The following is a 16,003-nucleotide window of genomic DNA, read 5'->3' on the forward strand; positions in this document are numbered from 1 at the left end:
CCGCGCAGCGGCCTCGAAGGAGAGCTCCAGCCAGCGCAGCGGTCACTGGAGGGCTCCTTCGAGGCCTCCGCTGCGCTGCGGCACCTCAGGATGAGGGCGAGATTCGGAGATCCGGGATTCGCGACTCGGCCTGGCACGCGCAGGAAGCCGAGCGGATCGGGCGTGCGTCTGCCAAGCCGAAACCGGCCCACGCTGTCATAGGCCGCACGCACAGGCCTCACGCGCGAGCCCGCGATGGAACCCCGCATTGCACCTCCGGGCGTTCCGCTCCGATGCGAACCGCTCTAGGGTGCGCGCTCCCCAACGCGTTCAGCCCTGAAGATCGTCTCCAACGACATGCCCGCCGCTCCCCCAGCCCTGACCCTCGACGCCGACGTGATCGAGGCCGCCGCCAACGCCGCCGCCTGGCCCTTCGAGGAGGCGCGCAAGCTCGTGGCGCGGCTGGAGAAATCCGGCAAGACCGAGGTGCTGTTCGAGACCGGCTACGGCCCGTCGGGCCTGCCGCATATCGGCACGTTCGGCGAGGTCGCCCGCACCTCCATGGTGCGCCACGCCTTCCGGGTGCTCACCCGCGACGCGGTGCCGACCCGGCTGATCGCCTTCTCGGACGACATGGACGGGCTGCGCAAGGTTCCCGACAACGTCCCGAACCGGGAGATGCTGGCCGCGCACCTCAACCAGCCGCTCACCCGCGTGCCGGACCCGTTCGGCACCCATGACAGCTTCGGGGCGCACAACAACGCCGAGCTGCGCCGCTTCCTCGACGCCTTCGGCTTCAGTTACGAGTTCCGCTCGGCGACCGAGTGCTACCGCGCGGGCGTGTTCGACGCGACGCTGCTGCGCGTGCTGGAGCGCTACGATTCCGTGATGGAGATCATGCTGCCGTCGCTGCGGGCCGAGCGCTCGGCGAGCTACTCGCCGTTCCTGCCGCTCCACCCGGTCACCGGCCACGTGATGCAGGTGCCGATCGACGAGGTGAGGGCGGAGAGCGGCACGATCGTGTGGCGCGATCCCGCCACGGGCGAGCGCTACGAGACTCCGGTGACCGGCGGCCACGCCAAGCTGCAGTGGAAGCCCGACTGGGCGATGCGCTGGGTGGCGCTCGGCGTCGATTACGAGATGGCCGGCAAGGACCTGATCGACTCGGTCAAGCTCTCGGCCAAGATCGCCCGGGCGCTCGGCGGCGAGCCGCCGGAGGGCTTCAACTACGAGCTGTTCCTCGACGAGAAGGGCCAGAAGATCTCGAAGTCGAAGGGCAACGGCCTGACCATCGACGCGTGGCTCACCTACGGCACGCCGGAATCGCTCGCCCTGTTCATGTACAACAAGCCGCGCGAGGCCAAGCGCCTGTTCTTCGACGTGATCCCCCGGCACGTCGACGAGTATATCGGCTTCCTCGACCGCTACGCCGGCCAGGACGCGAAGCTGCGGCTGGGCAACCCGGTCTGGCACCTCCACGCCGGCAACCCGCCGGAGCCCGAGAAGGTCGAGGGCGCGAGCCTGACCCTCGCGATGCTGCTCAACCTCGCGGCGGTCGCCAACACCGAGGATCCGGCGGTGCTGTGGGGCTTCATCCGCCGCTACGCGCCGCGGACCGGGCCGGAGACCCATCCGGGCCTCGACCGGCTGGTGAAGCACGCCCTGAAGTACTTCTCGGACTTCGTGCGGCCGGCCAAGACCTACCGGGCGCCGACGCCCGAGGAGCGGGCGGCCCTGGAGGACCTGTCGGAGACGCTGGCCGAGCATGCCGGCTCCACCGATCCCGAGGCCCTGCAGGCGGCGGTCTACGAGGTCGGCCGGCGCCACTTCCCCGACACGTCCGGCAAGGCCAAGAGCCCGGACGGCCGGCCCGGCGTGTCGCAGGCGTGGTTCACGAGCCTCTACAACGTGCTGTTCGGCGAGGCGCGCGGACCCCGGTTCGGCTCCTTCGTGGCGCTCTACGGCGTCGACGAGACCCGCGGCCTGATCGCCGCGGCGCTGTCGGGGGCGCTGGTGGCCGAGCACGCAGCCTTCGCGGCCGGCAAGGCTCCGGTCGCGTGAGCGCGCGATGATCGTCGACGATCTCGCCGCGCTGGAGGCGATCTACAGCGCGCCCCTGGCGCCCGCCTCCACGGTGAAGGTGGCGGCCGCGATCACGCCGGACTACGCGGCGCTGATCGCGGCCTCGCCCTTCGCGGTGCTGGCGACCGCCGGCCCGGAAGGGCTCGATTGCAGCCCGCGCGGGGACCGGCCGGGCTTCGTGCGGGTCGCCGACCCGCGCACGCTGATCCTGCCGGACCGGCGCGGCAACAACCGGATCGACTCGCTCCGCAACGTCGTGCGCGACCCGCGGGTGGCGCTGCTGTTCCTGATCCCGGGCTCGGGCACGACGCTGCGTGTGAACGGCCGGGCGGTGATCTCGGCCGACCCGGACCTGCTCGCCTCGTTCCGGGTCGACGGCCACGCGCCGCGCACCGCCCTCGTGATCACCGTCGCGGAGGTGTACTTCCAGTGCGCCCGGGCGATCATCCGGGCCGGGCTGTGGGATCCGGAAGCCCGCGTCGACCCGGGAAGCCTGCCGACGCCGGGGGCGATCCTGGCGGCGCTGACCGCGGGCGAGGTCGGCGGCCAGCGCTACGACGCGGAATGGCCGGAGCGGGCGGCCAAGTCGATGTGGTGAGGGTGGCGTCCGCGACATCCCCGTCCTTGCGGGCGGAGCGGAGCGATCCGGTGTCGCGCCACCTTCGGGGATGTCGCGCCGCCCTGGGTCGCTTCGCTGCGCTCGCGATGCCGGAGCGTCACCTCATCCCACCAGCGCGAGATCCCGCGTCTCGGTGTCGGGGATGACGTCGACCTCGACCTTGAGGCGCTGCTTGCCCGAGCCGCTGACGATGCCGTCGACCGGCGCCACGTCGCCGTAATCGCGGCCGCGGGCCACCACGATGTGGTCGTCCCGCACCGCGACGCCGTTGGTCGGGTCGAGGCCGAGCCAGCCGGCGCCGCACCAGACCGCCACCCAGGCGTGGCTCGCATCCGCCCCGCGCAGGCGCGGCCGGCCGGGCGGCGGCACCGTGCGCAGGTAGCCGCTGACATAGGCCGCGGGCAGGCCCATGCCGCGCAGGGCCGCGATCATCACGTGGGCGAAGTCCTGGCAGACCCCGGCCCGGAGCGCGAAGGAGTCGGCGAGCGGCGTCGAGACGGTGGTGGCCTTGGAATCGAAGCGGAAATCCCGGCCGATCCGCAGCATCAGGTCGTGGGCCGCCCCGTAGGCGCTGCGGCCTGCGGCGAAGCTCGGCCGCGCGTAGTCGGTGATCGCGGGCAGCAGCGGCACCCGGCTGCTCGGGAACAGGAAGTGCACCGGCGCCCGGCCGCCGAGGTCGCGCCCGGCGAGAACGGCGTCGCGGACCCGCTCCCAGGGCATCCCGGATTCGGGCGGCGGCGGGGCCGGGCGCTCGACCCGCACGGTGGAGAGCGCCTCGACGCTGAAGGTGGTGTGGGGCGTCTCCAGGGTGATCGCCACCGCGTCGATCCCGAGATAGTCGCGCCGCATCACCGCGCGGGCGGGGCTCGGGTCGATCGTGACGGCGCTCGCCAGCACGCTCTGGCCCTCGCAATCCTGCGGCTTGAGCCGCAGGGTGCAGCGGGCGAAGTGCACCGGCCGGCCGTAGCGGTAGGCGGTGCGGTGGCGCAGCGTGTAGATCATCCCGGCCACCGCCCATCGCGACGTCCGTCGCCTGCGGTCGCCGGCAAGCGCGAAGGCGCGCCGCAGCCCGTGCTGCGGATCGTCCTTGAGGCGGCAGCGTCAAGGACACACAGCATCAAGCCAGCCCCGTCAGCTTCTCGGGGCGCAGCGCGTTCGGCCCGGTGGGGAAGTAGCGGGCCGCGATGCCGTCGGCGAGGCGCTCGAGGTCGGTCGCGAGCGCGGTCAGGCGCACGGCGTCGAAATCCGCGGCCTCGCCGCTGCGCAACTCCGCCAGGATCCGCGTCGCGAGGCGGCAATGGGGCTCGGGGATCCCGTCCGCGGCGAGCGCCGGCAGGTCGGCGAGGTGCCGGGTGATCGCCTCCGCCTGGAAGGCGATCGAGCGCGGGTTGTAGGGGTCGAGCAGCACCATGTCGCGCACGGGGTCGAGGGCCGCCCCCTGCAGGTAGCGCCGCCCGTAGCTGATCTGCGAATCGCACAGGGACAGCATCACCCCGAGGCAGCCGGGGGTCGCCTCGTCGTTGGCGAAGGCCAGCGCGAAGGCGCCGGTGTTGATCGCCCGCTCGATCCGCCGCCCGAGCTCGATGAAGTGCCAGCCCTCGGCGCGGCTCATGTTCTCGTGGGTGAGGCCGGCGAGCGCCGCGAGCTGGCTCAGGGCCCGCTCGGCCCGGCCCGCGAGCTGCGACTCGGTGAAGGCCCGCTCGGTGTTGAGGGACAGGAACTCGTTCAGGTCGGCGAGCACCCGCCACGCCTCGCCCGACAGGCGGGCGCGGAGCGCGGCGGCGTTGCGGCGGGCCGCGATGACGTGGGACCGGGCCGAGCCCGGCCGGTCGCGCCCGGCCAGCGCCTCCTGGGCGAGGCGGGCGGTCGGCAGGTCGGCGGCCGCGATGGCGCCCCACTCGTGCAGCAGCGCCCGGAGCGCCAGGGCCGCCGGCGTGTCGAGGGCGCCCGAGATGTCGGTCCCGACGGCGTCGCCGACGCTGCGCAGGTGGGCGAGCACCAGCCGGATCACCGCCTCGCCGCGCTCCAGGTAGCGGCCGAGCCAGAACAGGCCGTCGGCGGCCCGGGCGGGGAGGTGCCCGCCGACCCGCCGCACCCGCGGCGCCGCCTGCGTGCCGATCAGGGGCGCGGCGACCGGCTCCTCGGACAGGACCCAGACGTCGGCGGAGCGGATGCCGAGCCGCAGCTCGATCGGGTCGACGTCCTCGCGCTCCGAGACCCGGCAGAAGCCGCCGGGCATGACCTGCCAGCCGAGGGGCGTCCGCGCGGCGAAGACGCGGACCACGAAGGGGCGGGGCGTCAGGAACAGGCCGTCCGGGCCGCGCTCCCAGCCCGGCATCGTCGAGAGCGGCGCCGCCTCCTGGGCGACGTAGTCGAAGGGCCGGTCGCGCAGGGCCGCCACGACCCGCTCGCGCTCGGCTGCCAGGACCGGGCCGGCCAGGATCGCGTCGCGCCCCGCCCCGCGCTGGGGCGTGGCGGCCGGGCGCAGGGTCAGGCTGTCGAGGTTGGCCCGCGCGTGCGCCAGGCCCTCGAGGTCGCCGCACCACCACGTGCGCGGATGGCCGAGCCGCAGGGGCTCGCCGAGGACGCGCCGGGCGATGCCGTCGAGGTAGGGGGCGAGGGCGGCCGACTCGACGAGCCCCGCGCCCGGCATGTTGGCCATCACCAGGGAGCCGTTGCGCAGGGCGTCGAGGATGCCGGGCACGCCGAGGCGCGAGGCCGGGTTCAGCTCCAGGGGGTCGAGGAAGTCGGCGTCGATCCGCCGCCACAGGGCGTCGGCCCGCTTCAGGCCCGAGACGGTGCGCACGTGCAGGCGCCCGTCGCGCATGACGAGGTCGTCGCCCTCCACCAGCATCAGGCCGAGGTAGCGGGCGAGCGCCGCCTGCTCGACGTAGGTGCTGCTGTAGGGGCCGGAGGTCAGCAGGCAGATCCGCGGGTCGGCGCGCTCCGCCCCCAGCGCCAGCCCGTCGCGGAACGCCTGGAAGAAGGCCGGCAGGCGCTCGACGTGGAGGTCCTGGAAGAAGTCCGGGAAGGTCCGGGCCAGGACCATGCGGTTCTCCAGCGCCCAGCCGAGGCCCGAGGGCGCCTGGGTCCGGTCGGCGAGCACCTGCCAGCGCCCGTCCGGTCCCCGGCCGAGATCGGCCGCGTAGAGCTTGAGGTAGTGGCCGCCGGGGGGCGCGACCCCGTGGAGCGGGTGCAGGAACTCGGGCGTGCCGGCCACGATCGCGGCGGGGAGGAGCCCCTCGGCGACCAGCCGGCCCTCGCCGTAGGCGTCGGTGAGGATCGCCTCCATCAGCTCCGCGCGCTGGACGATGCCGGCGCTGAGCGCCGCCCATTCCGGCCCCTCGATCACCAGGGGCAGGCAGCCCAGCGGCCAGGGGTGCTCGCGCTGGTCGCCGGCGATGCGGAACGAGATGCCCGCGTCCCGGATGTGCCGCTCCGCCGCGACGAACCGGGCCATGATCTCCGGCTCGGTGAGGCCGCCGAGACGGTCGAGCAGGCGCGGCCACGCCCCGCGGGGCGCGCCGTCGGGGCCCAGGAACTCGTCCGGCCGGCCGGGGGCGGGGCGGTAGCCCGCGCTCCAGCGGGCGACGCGCTCGCGCGCGCCCTCCGGCCGCTCGGCCCGGCCGCGGCTGCCCGCGAGCGCCGCCTCCATCACGGATCCCGGGTCATCGCGGCTCGCGGATCCACGCAGCGTGGACGACGTCGCGGCCGCAGAGCGGAGCGCGGGTCCCTCTCCCGCACGGGAGCGGGGGCGCGTCGCGCTCTGCCGCCCGCGCCGGTGTCCGCCCCGGATGTCCGAACATCGCGGGTCATTGCGAGGCCGGCGTCCGCAGGTCGAGGGTCAGCGGGAACTCGGCGCTCGATTCCGGGCGGGGCATCTCCAGCCGGCCGGGCGTGTGGCCGTTCGGCTGGAACCGGGCGAGGCGCCGCCCCTCCGCCTCGTAGGCATTGACCGGGTGGGTCTCGTAGTTGCGCCCGCCCGGATGGGCGACGTGGTAGCGGCAGCCGCCGAGGGAGCGCCCGCTCCAGGCGTCGAGGATGTCGAAGGTCAGCGGCGAGTGCGCGGGGATCGTCGGGTGCAGGGAGGAGGCCGGCTGCCACGCCTTGAAGCGCAGGCCCGCCACGGCCTCGCCGCCGCGGCCGGTGGAGGTCATGGGCAGGCGGCGGCCGTTGCAGGCGATGACGTGCCGCTCGGGCACGAAGCCCTCGACCCTGACCTGCAGCCGCTCGACCGAGCTGTCCACGAAGCGCACGGTGCCCCCGCTGGTCCCTTCCTCGCCCATCACGTGCCAGGGCTCCAGCGCCTGGCGGAGTTCCATCCGGACCCCGCCCTGCTCGACCGTGCCGAAGACCGGGAACCGGAACAGGGCCTGCGCCTCGAAGGCGACCGGATCGAAATCGTACCCCGCCGCCCGGAGATCCTCCAGCACCGCGAGGAAGTCGGACCAGAGGAAATGCGGCAGCATGAACCGATCGTGGAGGTTCGTGCCCCAGCGGACACAGCCGCCGGTCTGCGGCTCGCGCCACAGCCACGCCACGAGGGCGCGGAGCAGGAGCTGCTGCGCGAGGCTCATCCGCGCGTCCGGCGGCATCTCGAAGGCGCGGAACTCCAGGAGGCCGAGGCGCCCGGTCGGCCCGTCCGGCGAGTAGAGCTTGTCGATGCAGATCTCGGCCCGGTGGGTGTTGCCGGTGACGTCGACGAGGATGTTGCGGAAGATCCGGTCGACGAGCCAGCGCGGGATGTTGGGCGCGTCCGGGGCCGGCACCTGGGCGAGCGCGATCTCCAGCTCGTAGAGCCCGTCGTGGCGGGCCTCGTCCATGCGCGGCGCCTGGCTCGTGGGCCCGATATAGAGGCCCGAGAACAGGTACGAGAGCGACGGGTGGCGCTGCCAGTAGAGCACGAGGCTCTTGAGCAGGTCCGGCCGGCGCAGGAACGGGGAATCGTCCGGCGTGACGCCGCCCATGACCACGTGGTTGCCGCCGCCGGTGCCGGTATGGCGCCCGTCGGTCATGAATTTCTCCGCGCCGAGCCGGGTCTGGCGGGCCTCGGCGTAGAGGTCGGTGGTGATGGCGACCGCCTCCCGCCACGAGGCGGCCGGGTGGACGTTCACCTCGATCACGCCGGGATCGGGCGTCACCTTGATGACGCCGATCCGCGGGTCGTAGGGCGGCTCGTAGCCCTCGAGGTGGATCGGCAGCTTCAGCGCGGCGGCGGCCGCCTCCAGGTGGCCGGCGAGCTCCAGATACTCGTCGGCGCGCTGCACCGGCGGCATGAACACCCGCACCACCCCGTCCCGGGGCTCGAACGACAGGGCCGTGCGCACCGCCACGCCGGTGATGCCGGCGCCGTTGACCACAGCGGCGCCGGGATGGCCCTCGGGGTGCCCGTCGGGGAGGGCGGCGCGGGGCTCCAGCGGGTCCTGCGGCTGGTAATAGGGATAGTGCTCCGGCGGCACGTAGGGCAGGGACGACAGCGGCAGGCGGAAGCCCACGGGCGAGTCGCCCGGGACCAGGAAGGCGGCGCCGCGCCGGAAGTCCCACGTCTCCGAGATCCAGACGCGGTCGGCCTCGCCGCCCTTGCCGGTGGGCAGGCTCGCCAGCGGCAGGACGTAGCCCGCCGCCTCCCCGAGGCCCCGCGCGTAGACCCGCCTGATCCGGGCGTCGAACTCCACCGAGCCCGACTTGGCGTCGCCCGGCGTGACGTTGACCGGCAGCTCCGCGGTCTTCCGCTCCCAGAGCTCCCCGTCCTCGAAGGCCGGGAAGACGTAGTCGGCGAGGCCGAGGCGGCGGGCCAGCGCGTCGGCGAGCGCCTCGGCCTGCGCGATGGTGGCGTGCCCCGCCTCCCCGGCGGCCACCTCCGGCGCGATCAGGTCCGGGTCGCGCCAGATCGGCTTGCCGTCCTTGCGCCAGTAGAGCGCGAAGGCCCAGCGGGGCAGGCTCTCGCCGGGATACCACTTGCCCTGACCGTAATGGAGCAGCCCCCCCGGGCCGAACCGGTCGCGCAGGCGCCGGATCAGCTGGTCGGCGAGCCCGCGCTTGGTCGGGCCGACGGCCGCGATGTTCCACTCGGGCGATTCGAAATCGTCCACCGACACGAAGGTCGGCTCGCCGCCCATGGTCAGCCGCACGTCCTGCGCGGCGAGGTCGGCGTCGACCCGCTCGCCCAGCGCGTCCATGGCGGCCCAGACGTCCTCCGAGAACGGCTTGGTGATCCGCGGCGTCTCGGCGACGCGGGTGATCGTCATCGCGAAGTCGAACTCGGTCTCGGCCGGCTCCATCGCCCCCGAGATCGGCGCGGCGGAGTGGTAGTGCGGCGTCGCGGCGAGCGGGATGTGGCCCTCGCCGGTGAGCAGGCCCGACGTGGCGTCCATGCCGACCCAGCCGGCGCCCGGCAGGTAGACCTCGGCCCAGGCGTGCAGGTCGGTGAAGTCCGCCGACGCGCCGGTCGGCCCGTCGACCGCGGTCGTGTCGGGCACGAGCTGGATCAGGTAGCCGGAGACGAACCGGGCGGCGAGGCCGATCCGGCGCAGCACCTGCACGAGCAGCCACGCCGAGTCGCGGCAGGAGCCGCTCTTCAGCCGCAGGGTCTCGGCGGGGGTCTGCACGCCCGGCTCCATGCGGACGCCGTAGGCGGTCTCCCGGGCGATCAGGCCGTTCAGCGCCACCAGGAACTGGACCGTGCTGGTCTCCTCCGGGAGACGGGCCAGCAGCGCCTCCATCTCGGGACAATCCGCGTCGACGGGCGTGAGATACGGGGCCAGCTCCCCGGCGAGGGCGGGGTCGTACGCGAAGGGCCGGACCTGGACGTAGTCCTCCACGAAGAAGTCGAACGGGTTGATCACCGCCATGTCGGCCGTGAGGTCGACCTCGATCCTCAGCTCGTCGGTCTTCTCGGGGAAGACCAGGCGGGCGAGCCAGTTGCCGCTCGGATCCTGCTGCCAGTTCAGGAAGTGGTTGGCGGGCGTCACCGTGAGCGCGTAGGCCGGGACCTTGGTACGGGCGTGGGGGGCCGGGCGCAGGCGGATCACCTGGGGCCCCAGGCTGATCGGCCGGTCGTAGCGGTAATGCGTGACGTGGTGCAGGGCGGCTCTGATCGACACGATGGCTCCGTCGGAAGGATCGAACGCGGTCGCGCTGCCGGTCCCTGGCGCCGGCGCCCACCGCACGGTTATGCGACACGGATCGCGCAACAAGCAATTTCCGTGCGTCGCCCGTCCGTCCGGGGCGCTGGCAGGAACTTTGCCGCCCGGCCCCGCTTGACCGGCAGGTGGGCCGGCCGCCGGCCCGGGACCGCGCGATGAAGATCTTCCAGTGCCAGGCCTGCGACCAGCCGGTCACCTTCGAGGCGACCGCCTGCGAGAGCTGCGCGCGGCCGCTGGGCTACGCCTGCGCGGTCCACGAGGTCTCGGCGCTGGAGCCGCAGGGGCTCTCGGCCCACCCGCTGATGGGCGGCGCGCAGATCTTCCACGCCTACGCGGATCCCGGCCGGCGCTACCGGCTGTGCAACAACGCCCTCGCGCAGGCCTGCAACTGGCTGGTGCCGGAGGACAGCCCCGACATCTACTGCACCGCCTGCCGCCACAACCGCGTGGTGCCGGACCTGTCGCAGCCCTGGAACCTCGCCCGCTGGCGCCAGATCGAGGCGGCCAAGCACCGGCTGTTCTACTCGCTGCTGCGCCTGGAACTGCCGCTCGCCACCCGCGCCCAGTACACGGACGGGCTGGCCTTCGACTTCCTGGTCGACCCTTCCGAGAGCGTCTCCGGCGGGCCGCCGGTGCTGACGGGCCACATCAACGGCCTGATCACCATGAACATCGCCGAGGCCGACGACGTCGAGCGGGAGCGCCGCCGGATCCTGTTCGGAGAGCATTACCGCACGCTGCTCGGCCATTTCCGGCACGAGATCGGGCATTACTTCTGGTACCTGCTGGTGCTGAACAGCCCCGACTGGGACGCCTTCCGGGCGCTGTTCGGCGATGAGCGCCGCGACTACGTCCAGGCGCTGCAGGACCACTACGCGAGGGGCGCCCCCGCCGACTGGGACGAGGCCTACGTCTCGGCCTACGCCACGGCCCATCCGTGGGAGGATTTCGCCGAGACCTTCGCGCACTACCTGCACATCGTCGACACGGTGGAGACCGCCTCGACCTTCGAGCTGCACGTGCGCCCGCGCCTGCGCCAGCGGGGGCCTTCCGGGCCGCAGGCACCGACCGTGATCGACTTCGACCCGTACAACACGGCCGACCTCGACCGGCTGATCGCCGCGTGGCTGCCGCTCACCTACGCGATCAACTCGCTGTCCCACAGCATGGGCCAGCCGGCGCTCTACCCGTTCAAGCTGACACCCGCGGTGATCGCCAAGCTCGCCTTCGTGCACGAGCGGGTCTACGCCTCCCGCACCGGCACCCTGCCGGATGCCGGCGCGGCGGGCGCCGAGATGCTCCGCGCGGTGATCCTGGGCCTGCGCCAGAAGGTGGCGGCGCCGACGGCGTGAGGGTGGTGGTCGCGGCAGACACGCCGTCTCGACGCGATGACGGTCGGAGGAGCGCCTCACGCCCCCCCGTGCCGCTCCGCGAAGGCGCGGAACGCCGCGAGCGTCTCGGCGCTGACGTGGTGCTCGATCCCCTCGGCGTCCCGCCGCGCGGTCTCGGGGCTCACGCCCAGCGCGCACAGGAAGCGCTCGACGATGCGGTGGCGCTCCCGGGCCTGGGCGGCGAGCCGGCGGCCGGCCTCGGTCAGGAACACGCCGCGATAGGGCCGCTGCTGGACGAACCCGTCCTCGCACAGGCGCTTCAGCATCTTGGCGACGGTCGGCTGCGCCACGCCGAGCCGGGCCGCGATGTCCACCTGCCGCGCCTCGCCGCCGTCGCCGATCAGGTCGTCGATCAGCTCGACGTAATCCTCCACGAGTTCCGAGCGCCGGGCCTCGCGGGCCTGGCGGAAGCTCTCCACGTGGCGCTCGGGATCGACCAGCGCGGTCTCGGGCGAGCCCGGCTCGGACGGTTCCTGCATCGGCTCTCCCCCACCGCGGTCCGCGCGGGCCGCCCCGACCCCTGTCTAGCAAACACCGCCACCTTGAGGGGAGTCCCGCGGGGCCGATACCGGCGGCCGCTGCCGGCCCCTTGAATCCAACCCCTTGAATCCTGGCCGCGAACCCTGAATATAGCCTCCGCTATATCTTTGAGGAGAGGGTTCGAGCATGGTGGCGCCGAACGCCGCGACGGCCCCCGGGCGCGCCGCGCCCGGGGCGATGAGCCGGCGGACCGAGGGCGCGATCCGCGACGTCCTCGACGGCCGTCCCGGCGGCCGGGCCCGGTTCCTGCTGTTCGCCGGCCCCGCCGTGACGGCGTCGATCGCCTACATGGACCCCGGCAATTTCGCGACCAACATCCAGGCCGGCGCCCGCTACGGCTACGGCCTGCTCTGGGTGGTGCTGCTTGCCAACCTGACGGCGATGCTGTTCCAGGCCCTGTCGGCCAAGCTCGGCATCGTGACGGGCAAGAACCTCGCCGAGCACTGCCGGGACGCGACGACGCGGCCGGTGCGCCTCGCCCTGTGGGGCATCAGCGAGGTCGCCGCCATGGCGACCGACCTCGCGGAGTTCCTCGGCGGCGCGATCGGCCTGTCGCTGCTCACCGGCATGCCGCTCATGGCCGGCATGGCGATCACCGCGGTGGTCACCTACGCGATCCTGCTCCTGGAGCACGAGGGCTTCCGGCCGCTGGAGATCGCCATCGGCGCGATGGTCGGCACGATCGGCCTCTGCTACGCGGTCGAGCTCCTGATCGCGCCCGTGGCCTGGGGCGAGGCCGCCAAGGGCCTCGTCACCCCACGGATCCCGGACGCGCAGGCGCTCACCATCGCGGTCGGGATCATCGGCGCCACCGTGATGCCGCACGCGCTGTTCCTGCATTCGGGCCTGACCCAGGGCCGGGGCAATCCCCGCACCGAGGCCGACCGGCGCCTGCTGGTCCGCTACTCGAACCGCGAGGTGGTGGTGGCGCTGCTGCTGGCGGGCCTCGTCAACATGGCGATGGTGATCATGGCGGCGGCGGCCTTCCACGTCGGCCACAGCGAGGTGGCGGAGATCGGCGAGGCCTACCGCACCCTGACGCCGCTCCTCGGGCCCGCCGCGGGGGCGGCCTTCCTGGTGTCGCTGCTCGCCTCCGGGATCTCCTCCTCGGTGGTGGGCACGCTCGCCGGGCAATTGGTGATGCAGGGCTTCACCGGCTGGCGCATCCCGCTCCTCGTCCGCCGGCTCGTGACCATGCTGCCGGCCTTCGCGGTGGTGGCGATCGGCGTCGACCCGACGCAGGCGCTGGTCCTGTCGCAGGTGGTGCTGTCGCTCGCCCTGCCGGTGCCGATGGTGGCCCTGGTGGTGTTCACCCGGCGCCGCAGCGTGATGGGCCCCTTCGCCAACGGGCCCATCACCCAGGCCGCGGCCGTGGCGGGGGCCGCCCTGGTGCTGGCCCTCAACATGGTGCTGCTGGCGGTCGCCTTCGGGGTGCCGGTGCCGGGGCTGGAGTGAGAGCCCCGCCGGCAGCCCTGACGACGGCCCCGCTCAGGTCGCCCGCACCACCACCTCCACGAGGTTGGCGCCCCCCGAGCGGATCCCGGCCTCGATCGCCGGGGCGATGTCGGCCGCCCGGGTCACCCGCCGGGCGGGCACGCCCATCGAGGCGGCCAGCGCCGGGAAGTCGATCCGCGGGTCGGTGAGGTCCATGGCGATGAAGCGGTTGGCGCGCACCGAGGCGTAGTGCGCCTGGCCCTTCATGAAGGTCTTGAGGATGTTGTACTCGGCGTTGTTGATCACCACGAAGGTGACCGGCAGCTTCTCGTGCGCGGCGGTCCACAGGGCCTGCGGCGAGTATAGCGCGGCGCCGTCGCCCACGACACAAACGACAGGCGCACGATCAAGTCCCAAAGAGAAACCCACCGCGGCCGGCATGCCCCAGCCGAGCACGCCGCCGCGCATCGCCGCGTACTGGTGCGCGGAGGGGCTGTCGAGGAAGGTGCGCAGATGGGTGAGCGTCGCGGGCGCCTCGTCCACGATGGTGGTCTCGGCCCCGACCGCGCGGGCGACCTCCCGGGCGGCGACCAGCGGCGCGATCACCGGATCCTCGAAGGCCGCGTCGGCGGCGGCGGCGAGCTTCGCCCGGCGCTCGGCCCGGGCGGTCACCGCCTGGGCGCGCAGGCCCGCGAAGGCGTCGGCCCGGTCGGCGAGGCGGGGCGCGAGCAGCGGCAGCAGGGCGTCGAGGGAGGCGCGGATGTCGCCCACCGTCGACAGGCAGGTGGCGTAGGTGCGCCCGAGGTCGCGCACGTCCGCCGAGAGCTGGAACACCTGCACCCCCGGCGGCACCGCCGAGACCTCCGAGTAGAGCACGGTGATCAGCGACTTGCCGCCGAGCGCGAACACCGCGTCGTAGCGCCCGAGGATCTCGGCGATGGCGTCGGCCCGGGTCGGCAGGTTCCCGGCCCAGAGCGGGTGCGCGGTGGGGAAGGGGATGTGGGCCGGCCAGGACGAGCCGTAGACCGGCGCCGCCAGCAGGTCGGCGAGCGCCACCATCTGCGCCGAGGCGTCCGAGGCGTCGATCTCGTCGCCCGCGATCAGCGCGAGGCGGCCCGGCGCGATGGCGGCGAGCTTCTCCGCGAGGCGGTCGAGGGAACCCGCCACGGCCCGCTGGTCGATGGTCGAGGTCTCGCCGGCCGGCACCGCCGACAGCGCCTCCATCACGTCCATGGGCAGGGACAGGAAGACCGGCCCGGAGGGGGCGGCCCCCGCGTCGTGGAAGGCCCGGCGCAGCAGGATCGGGATCTGGTCCGGGCTCGTCACCTCGCGGGCCCACTTCATCACCGGGTCGGCGATGGCGACGAGGTCGCCCATCAGCAGCGGGTCGGTCAGGGCGTGGCGGAGATCCTGCTGCCCGGCGGTGACCACCAGCGGCGTGCCGGAGACCTGGGAATTCACCAGCCCGCCCATGGCGTGGCCGAGGCCGCCCGCCGTGTGCAGGTTGAGGAAGGCGGGCCGGCGGGCGCCCTGCGCGTAGCCGTCCGCCATCGCCACGGCGGTCGCCTCCTGCAGGGCGAGGATGTAGGCGATGTCCGGCGCCTCGGTGAGCGCGTCGATGAGCGGCAACTCGGTGGTGCCGGGATTGCCGAAGATGTAGCGCACGCCCTCCGAGCGCAGCACCTCCACCAGGAGGTCGGCGCCCCGGCGGCGGCCGGCGGTCTCCACGGTCTCGATCGGCATGCCCTGTCCTCTCCGACGGAATCAGCCGGAGGCTACCCCATGGGCGGACCGGGGCAATGCCGGCGCCGCCCCGCGCCGCCCCGCGCCGGGCGGCAACTGACCGGCAACCGATCGGCAGCCTTTTCGGCGTAGCCTCCGGCCGGGACGCGCCCGCGCCCCCGGGCGCAGGCCCGCCGATCCACGCCACCGACCAGGACGACACATCATGCGGATCGCGGCGCCCCTCGCGCTCCTCGCCACCCTGGTGGCTCCCCCGACAGCCCTCCTGGGCCTCGCCGCGGACGCGCGGGCGCAGGGGCTCGAGCGCGGGGCCCAGGAGGGCGCCTCGCGCGGCGAGGAGATGGCGGGTCCCCTCGGGGCGATCGTCGGCGGCGCGATCGGTGCGGCCGTGGGCACCGCCAACGGCATCCTCGGCGTCGACCGGCGGGAGCGGTTCCGCATCTACGCCCGCGGCGAGCGCCGCCCCTCCATCGCGCTCGCGGGACCCGTGCGGGTCGGCACGGTGCTCCCGGAGGACGGCATCGTGTACTACGATGTCCCGCGGGAGTTCGCCCTGCCGGATTACAGCTACACGATCGTCAACGACCACCCGGTCCTCGTCGACCCGCGGTCGCGCCGGATCGTGGAGGTGATCGACTGACGGCCTGGGCGGCCGGGGATCCGGCGCGAGGGAGAGGGGGAGCCGATGCCGAGAAGGGTGGGGATCCGGGCGGCGCTCCCGGTAACGGGCCTGGTGACGGGATGAGCGCGCGCGACGCCGCGGATGCCGGACGGCGGCACTGGTTCTACGACAGCCGGATCCTGGTCTGCACCTTCTGCCTGCTCGCGGTCATGGTCATCTTCTGGCAGGTGAGCCGGTTCGAGGGTTTCCAGCCGATCTTCACCTGCGCGCGCAATCAGGACGTCGATCGCGACCTGCTCTCCGTCGGGATGCGCGCCTGCATGGGCGACGCGCCCTCGCAGGCCGCCCAGGCGCGCTGCATGCACGTCGTCTACCTGCTGGCCTGCACGGACGAGCGGTGGCGCTGACGCCGCCGCGCGCGGGCCCGTCCGCGGCGGGGCGGGTTCCG

The 16,003-nt window shown here is 73.6% G+C and carries 11 protein-coding genes; 6 read left to right on the plus strand and 5 right to left on the minus strand.

Annotated elements, in window-relative coordinates; translation table 11 throughout:
* The first annotated feature begins 336 nt into the window (after window positions 1–336).
* Together ACLBX8_RS13910 and ACLBX8_RS13915 are read left to right on the plus strand one after the other, a co-directional pair.
* Window positions 337–2,040, plus strand: a complete 1,704-nt coding sequence (locus ACLBX8_RS13910) for a lysine--tRNA ligase (RefSeq protein ID WP_447715326.1) — start codon at window positions 337–339, stop codon at window positions 2,038–2,040.
* Window positions 2,041–2,047: 7 nt separating this feature from the next.
* A complete protein-coding gene (locus ACLBX8_RS13915) occupies window positions 2,048–2,659 on the plus strand; it encodes a pyridoxamine 5'-phosphate oxidase family protein (RefSeq protein ID WP_447715327.1) in 612 nt (203 codons plus the stop codon).
* 123 nt (window positions 2,660–2,782) lie between these two features.
* Here ACLBX8_RS13915 and ACLBX8_RS13920 read toward each other — a convergent pair whose 3' ends face one another.
* From ACLBX8_RS13920 to ACLBX8_RS13930, 3 genes are all read right to left on the minus strand, one after another.
* Window positions 2,783–3,682, minus strand: coding sequence for a transglutaminase family protein (locus ACLBX8_RS13920; protein ID WP_447693350.1), 900 nt, complete (start codon window positions 3,680–3,682; stop codon window positions 2,783–2,785).
* 115 nt (window positions 3,683–3,797) lie between these two features.
* Window positions 3,798–6,335, minus strand: coding sequence for a circularly permuted type 2 ATP-grasp protein (locus tag ACLBX8_RS13925; protein ID WP_447699588.1), 2,538 nt, complete (start codon window positions 6,333–6,335; stop codon window positions 3,798–3,800).
* 157 nt (window positions 6,336–6,492) lie between these two features.
* Window positions 6,493–9,783, minus strand: a complete 3,291-nt coding sequence (locus tag ACLBX8_RS13930; RefSeq protein ID WP_447699589.1) for a transglutaminase family protein — start codon at window positions 9,781–9,783, stop codon at window positions 6,493–6,495.
* 197 nt (window positions 9,784–9,980) lie between these two features.
* Here ACLBX8_RS13930 and ACLBX8_RS13935 point away from each other — a divergent pair, with 197 nt between their 5' ends.
* Window positions 9,981–11,177: a zinc-binding metallopeptidase family protein gene (locus ACLBX8_RS13935; RefSeq protein WP_026604947.1), complete on the plus strand. Its 1,197-nt coding sequence runs from the start codon at window positions 9,981–9,983 to the stop codon at window positions 11,175–11,177.
* Between the two features lie 56 nt (window positions 11,178–11,233).
* On the opposite strand, the gene mntR is transcribed toward ACLBX8_RS13935, so the two are convergent.
* Window positions 11,234–11,695 carry a manganese-binding transcriptional regulator MntR gene (gene mntR, locus ACLBX8_RS13940; RefSeq protein WP_020093314.1) on the minus strand — a complete coding sequence of 154 codons (462 nt, stop codon included), beginning with the start codon at window positions 11,693–11,695 and terminating at the stop codon, window positions 11,234–11,236.
* Window positions 11,696–11,882: 187 nt separating this feature from the next.
* Here mntR and ACLBX8_RS13945 point away from each other — a divergent pair, with 187 nt between their 5' ends.
* Window positions 11,883–13,211, plus strand: coding sequence for an Nramp family divalent metal transporter (locus tag ACLBX8_RS13945; RefSeq protein ID WP_447699590.1), 1,329 nt, complete (start codon window positions 11,883–11,885; stop codon window positions 13,209–13,211).
* A gap of 33 nt (window positions 13,212–13,244) precedes the next feature.
* Here the strand turns inward: ACLBX8_RS13945 and ACLBX8_RS13950 are convergent, their stop codons facing one another.
* Entirely contained in the window at window positions 13,245–14,933 is a 1,689-nt protein-coding gene (locus ACLBX8_RS13950) for a thiamine pyrophosphate-binding protein (protein WP_447699591.1), read from the minus strand.
* 205 nt (window positions 14,934–15,138) lie between these two features.
* Here ACLBX8_RS13950 and ACLBX8_RS13955 point away from each other — a divergent pair, with 205 nt between their 5' ends.
* A complete protein-coding gene (locus tag ACLBX8_RS13955; RefSeq protein WP_447699592.1) occupies window positions 15,139–15,573 on the plus strand; it encodes a DUF1236 domain-containing protein in 435 nt (144 codons plus the stop codon).
* Between the two features lie 101 nt (window positions 15,574–15,674).
* On the plus strand, window positions 15,675–15,962 hold the full coding sequence (locus tag ACLBX8_RS13960) for a hypothetical protein (RefSeq protein WP_020093318.1): 288 nt from the start codon (window positions 15,675–15,677) through the stop codon (window positions 15,960–15,962).
* Window positions 15,963–16,003 lie beyond the last annotated feature (41 nt).

It is taken from the genome of Methylobacterium sp. D48H, from assembly GCF_053345715.1.

Bases quoted from the DNA above. Each gene is read 5' to 3' on its own strand.
- ACLBX8_RS13915 (WP_447715327.1), top strand. From the start codon at position 2,048: ATGATCGTCGACGATCTCGCCGCGCTGGAGGCGATCTACAGCGCGCCC.
- ACLBX8_RS13945 (WP_447699590.1), top strand. From the start codon at position 11,883: ATGGTGGCGCCGAACGCCGCGACGGCCCCCGGGCGCGCCGCGCCCGGG.
- ACLBX8_RS13920 (WP_447693350.1), bottom strand. From the start codon at position 3,682: ATGATCTACACGCTGCGCCACCGCACCGCCTACCGCTACGGCCGGCCG.
- ACLBX8_RS13935 (WP_026604947.1), top strand. From the start codon at position 9,981: ATGAAGATCTTCCAGTGCCAGGCCTGCGACCAGCCGGTCACCTTCGAG.
- ACLBX8_RS13910 (WP_447715326.1), top strand. From the start codon at position 337: ATGCCCGCCGCTCCCCCAGCCCTGACCCTCGACGCCGACGTGATCGAG.
- mntR (WP_020093314.1), bottom strand. From the start codon at position 11,695: ATGCAGGAACCGTCCGAGCCGGGCTCGCCCGAGACCGCGCTGGTCGAT.
- ACLBX8_RS13960 (WP_020093318.1), top strand. From the start codon at position 15,675: ATGAGCGCGCGCGACGCCGCGGATGCCGGACGGCGGCACTGGTTCTAC.
- ACLBX8_RS13955 (WP_447699592.1), top strand. From the start codon at position 15,139: ATGCGGATCGCGGCGCCCCTCGCGCTCCTCGCCACCCTGGTGGCTCCC.
- ACLBX8_RS13925 (WP_447699588.1), bottom strand. From the start codon at position 6,335: ATGGAGGCGGCGCTCGCGGGCAGCCGCGGCCGGGCCGAGCGGCCGGAG.
- ACLBX8_RS13950 (WP_447699591.1), bottom strand. From the start codon at position 14,933: ATGCCGATCGAGACCGTGGAGACCGCCGGCCGCCGCCGGGGCGCCGAC.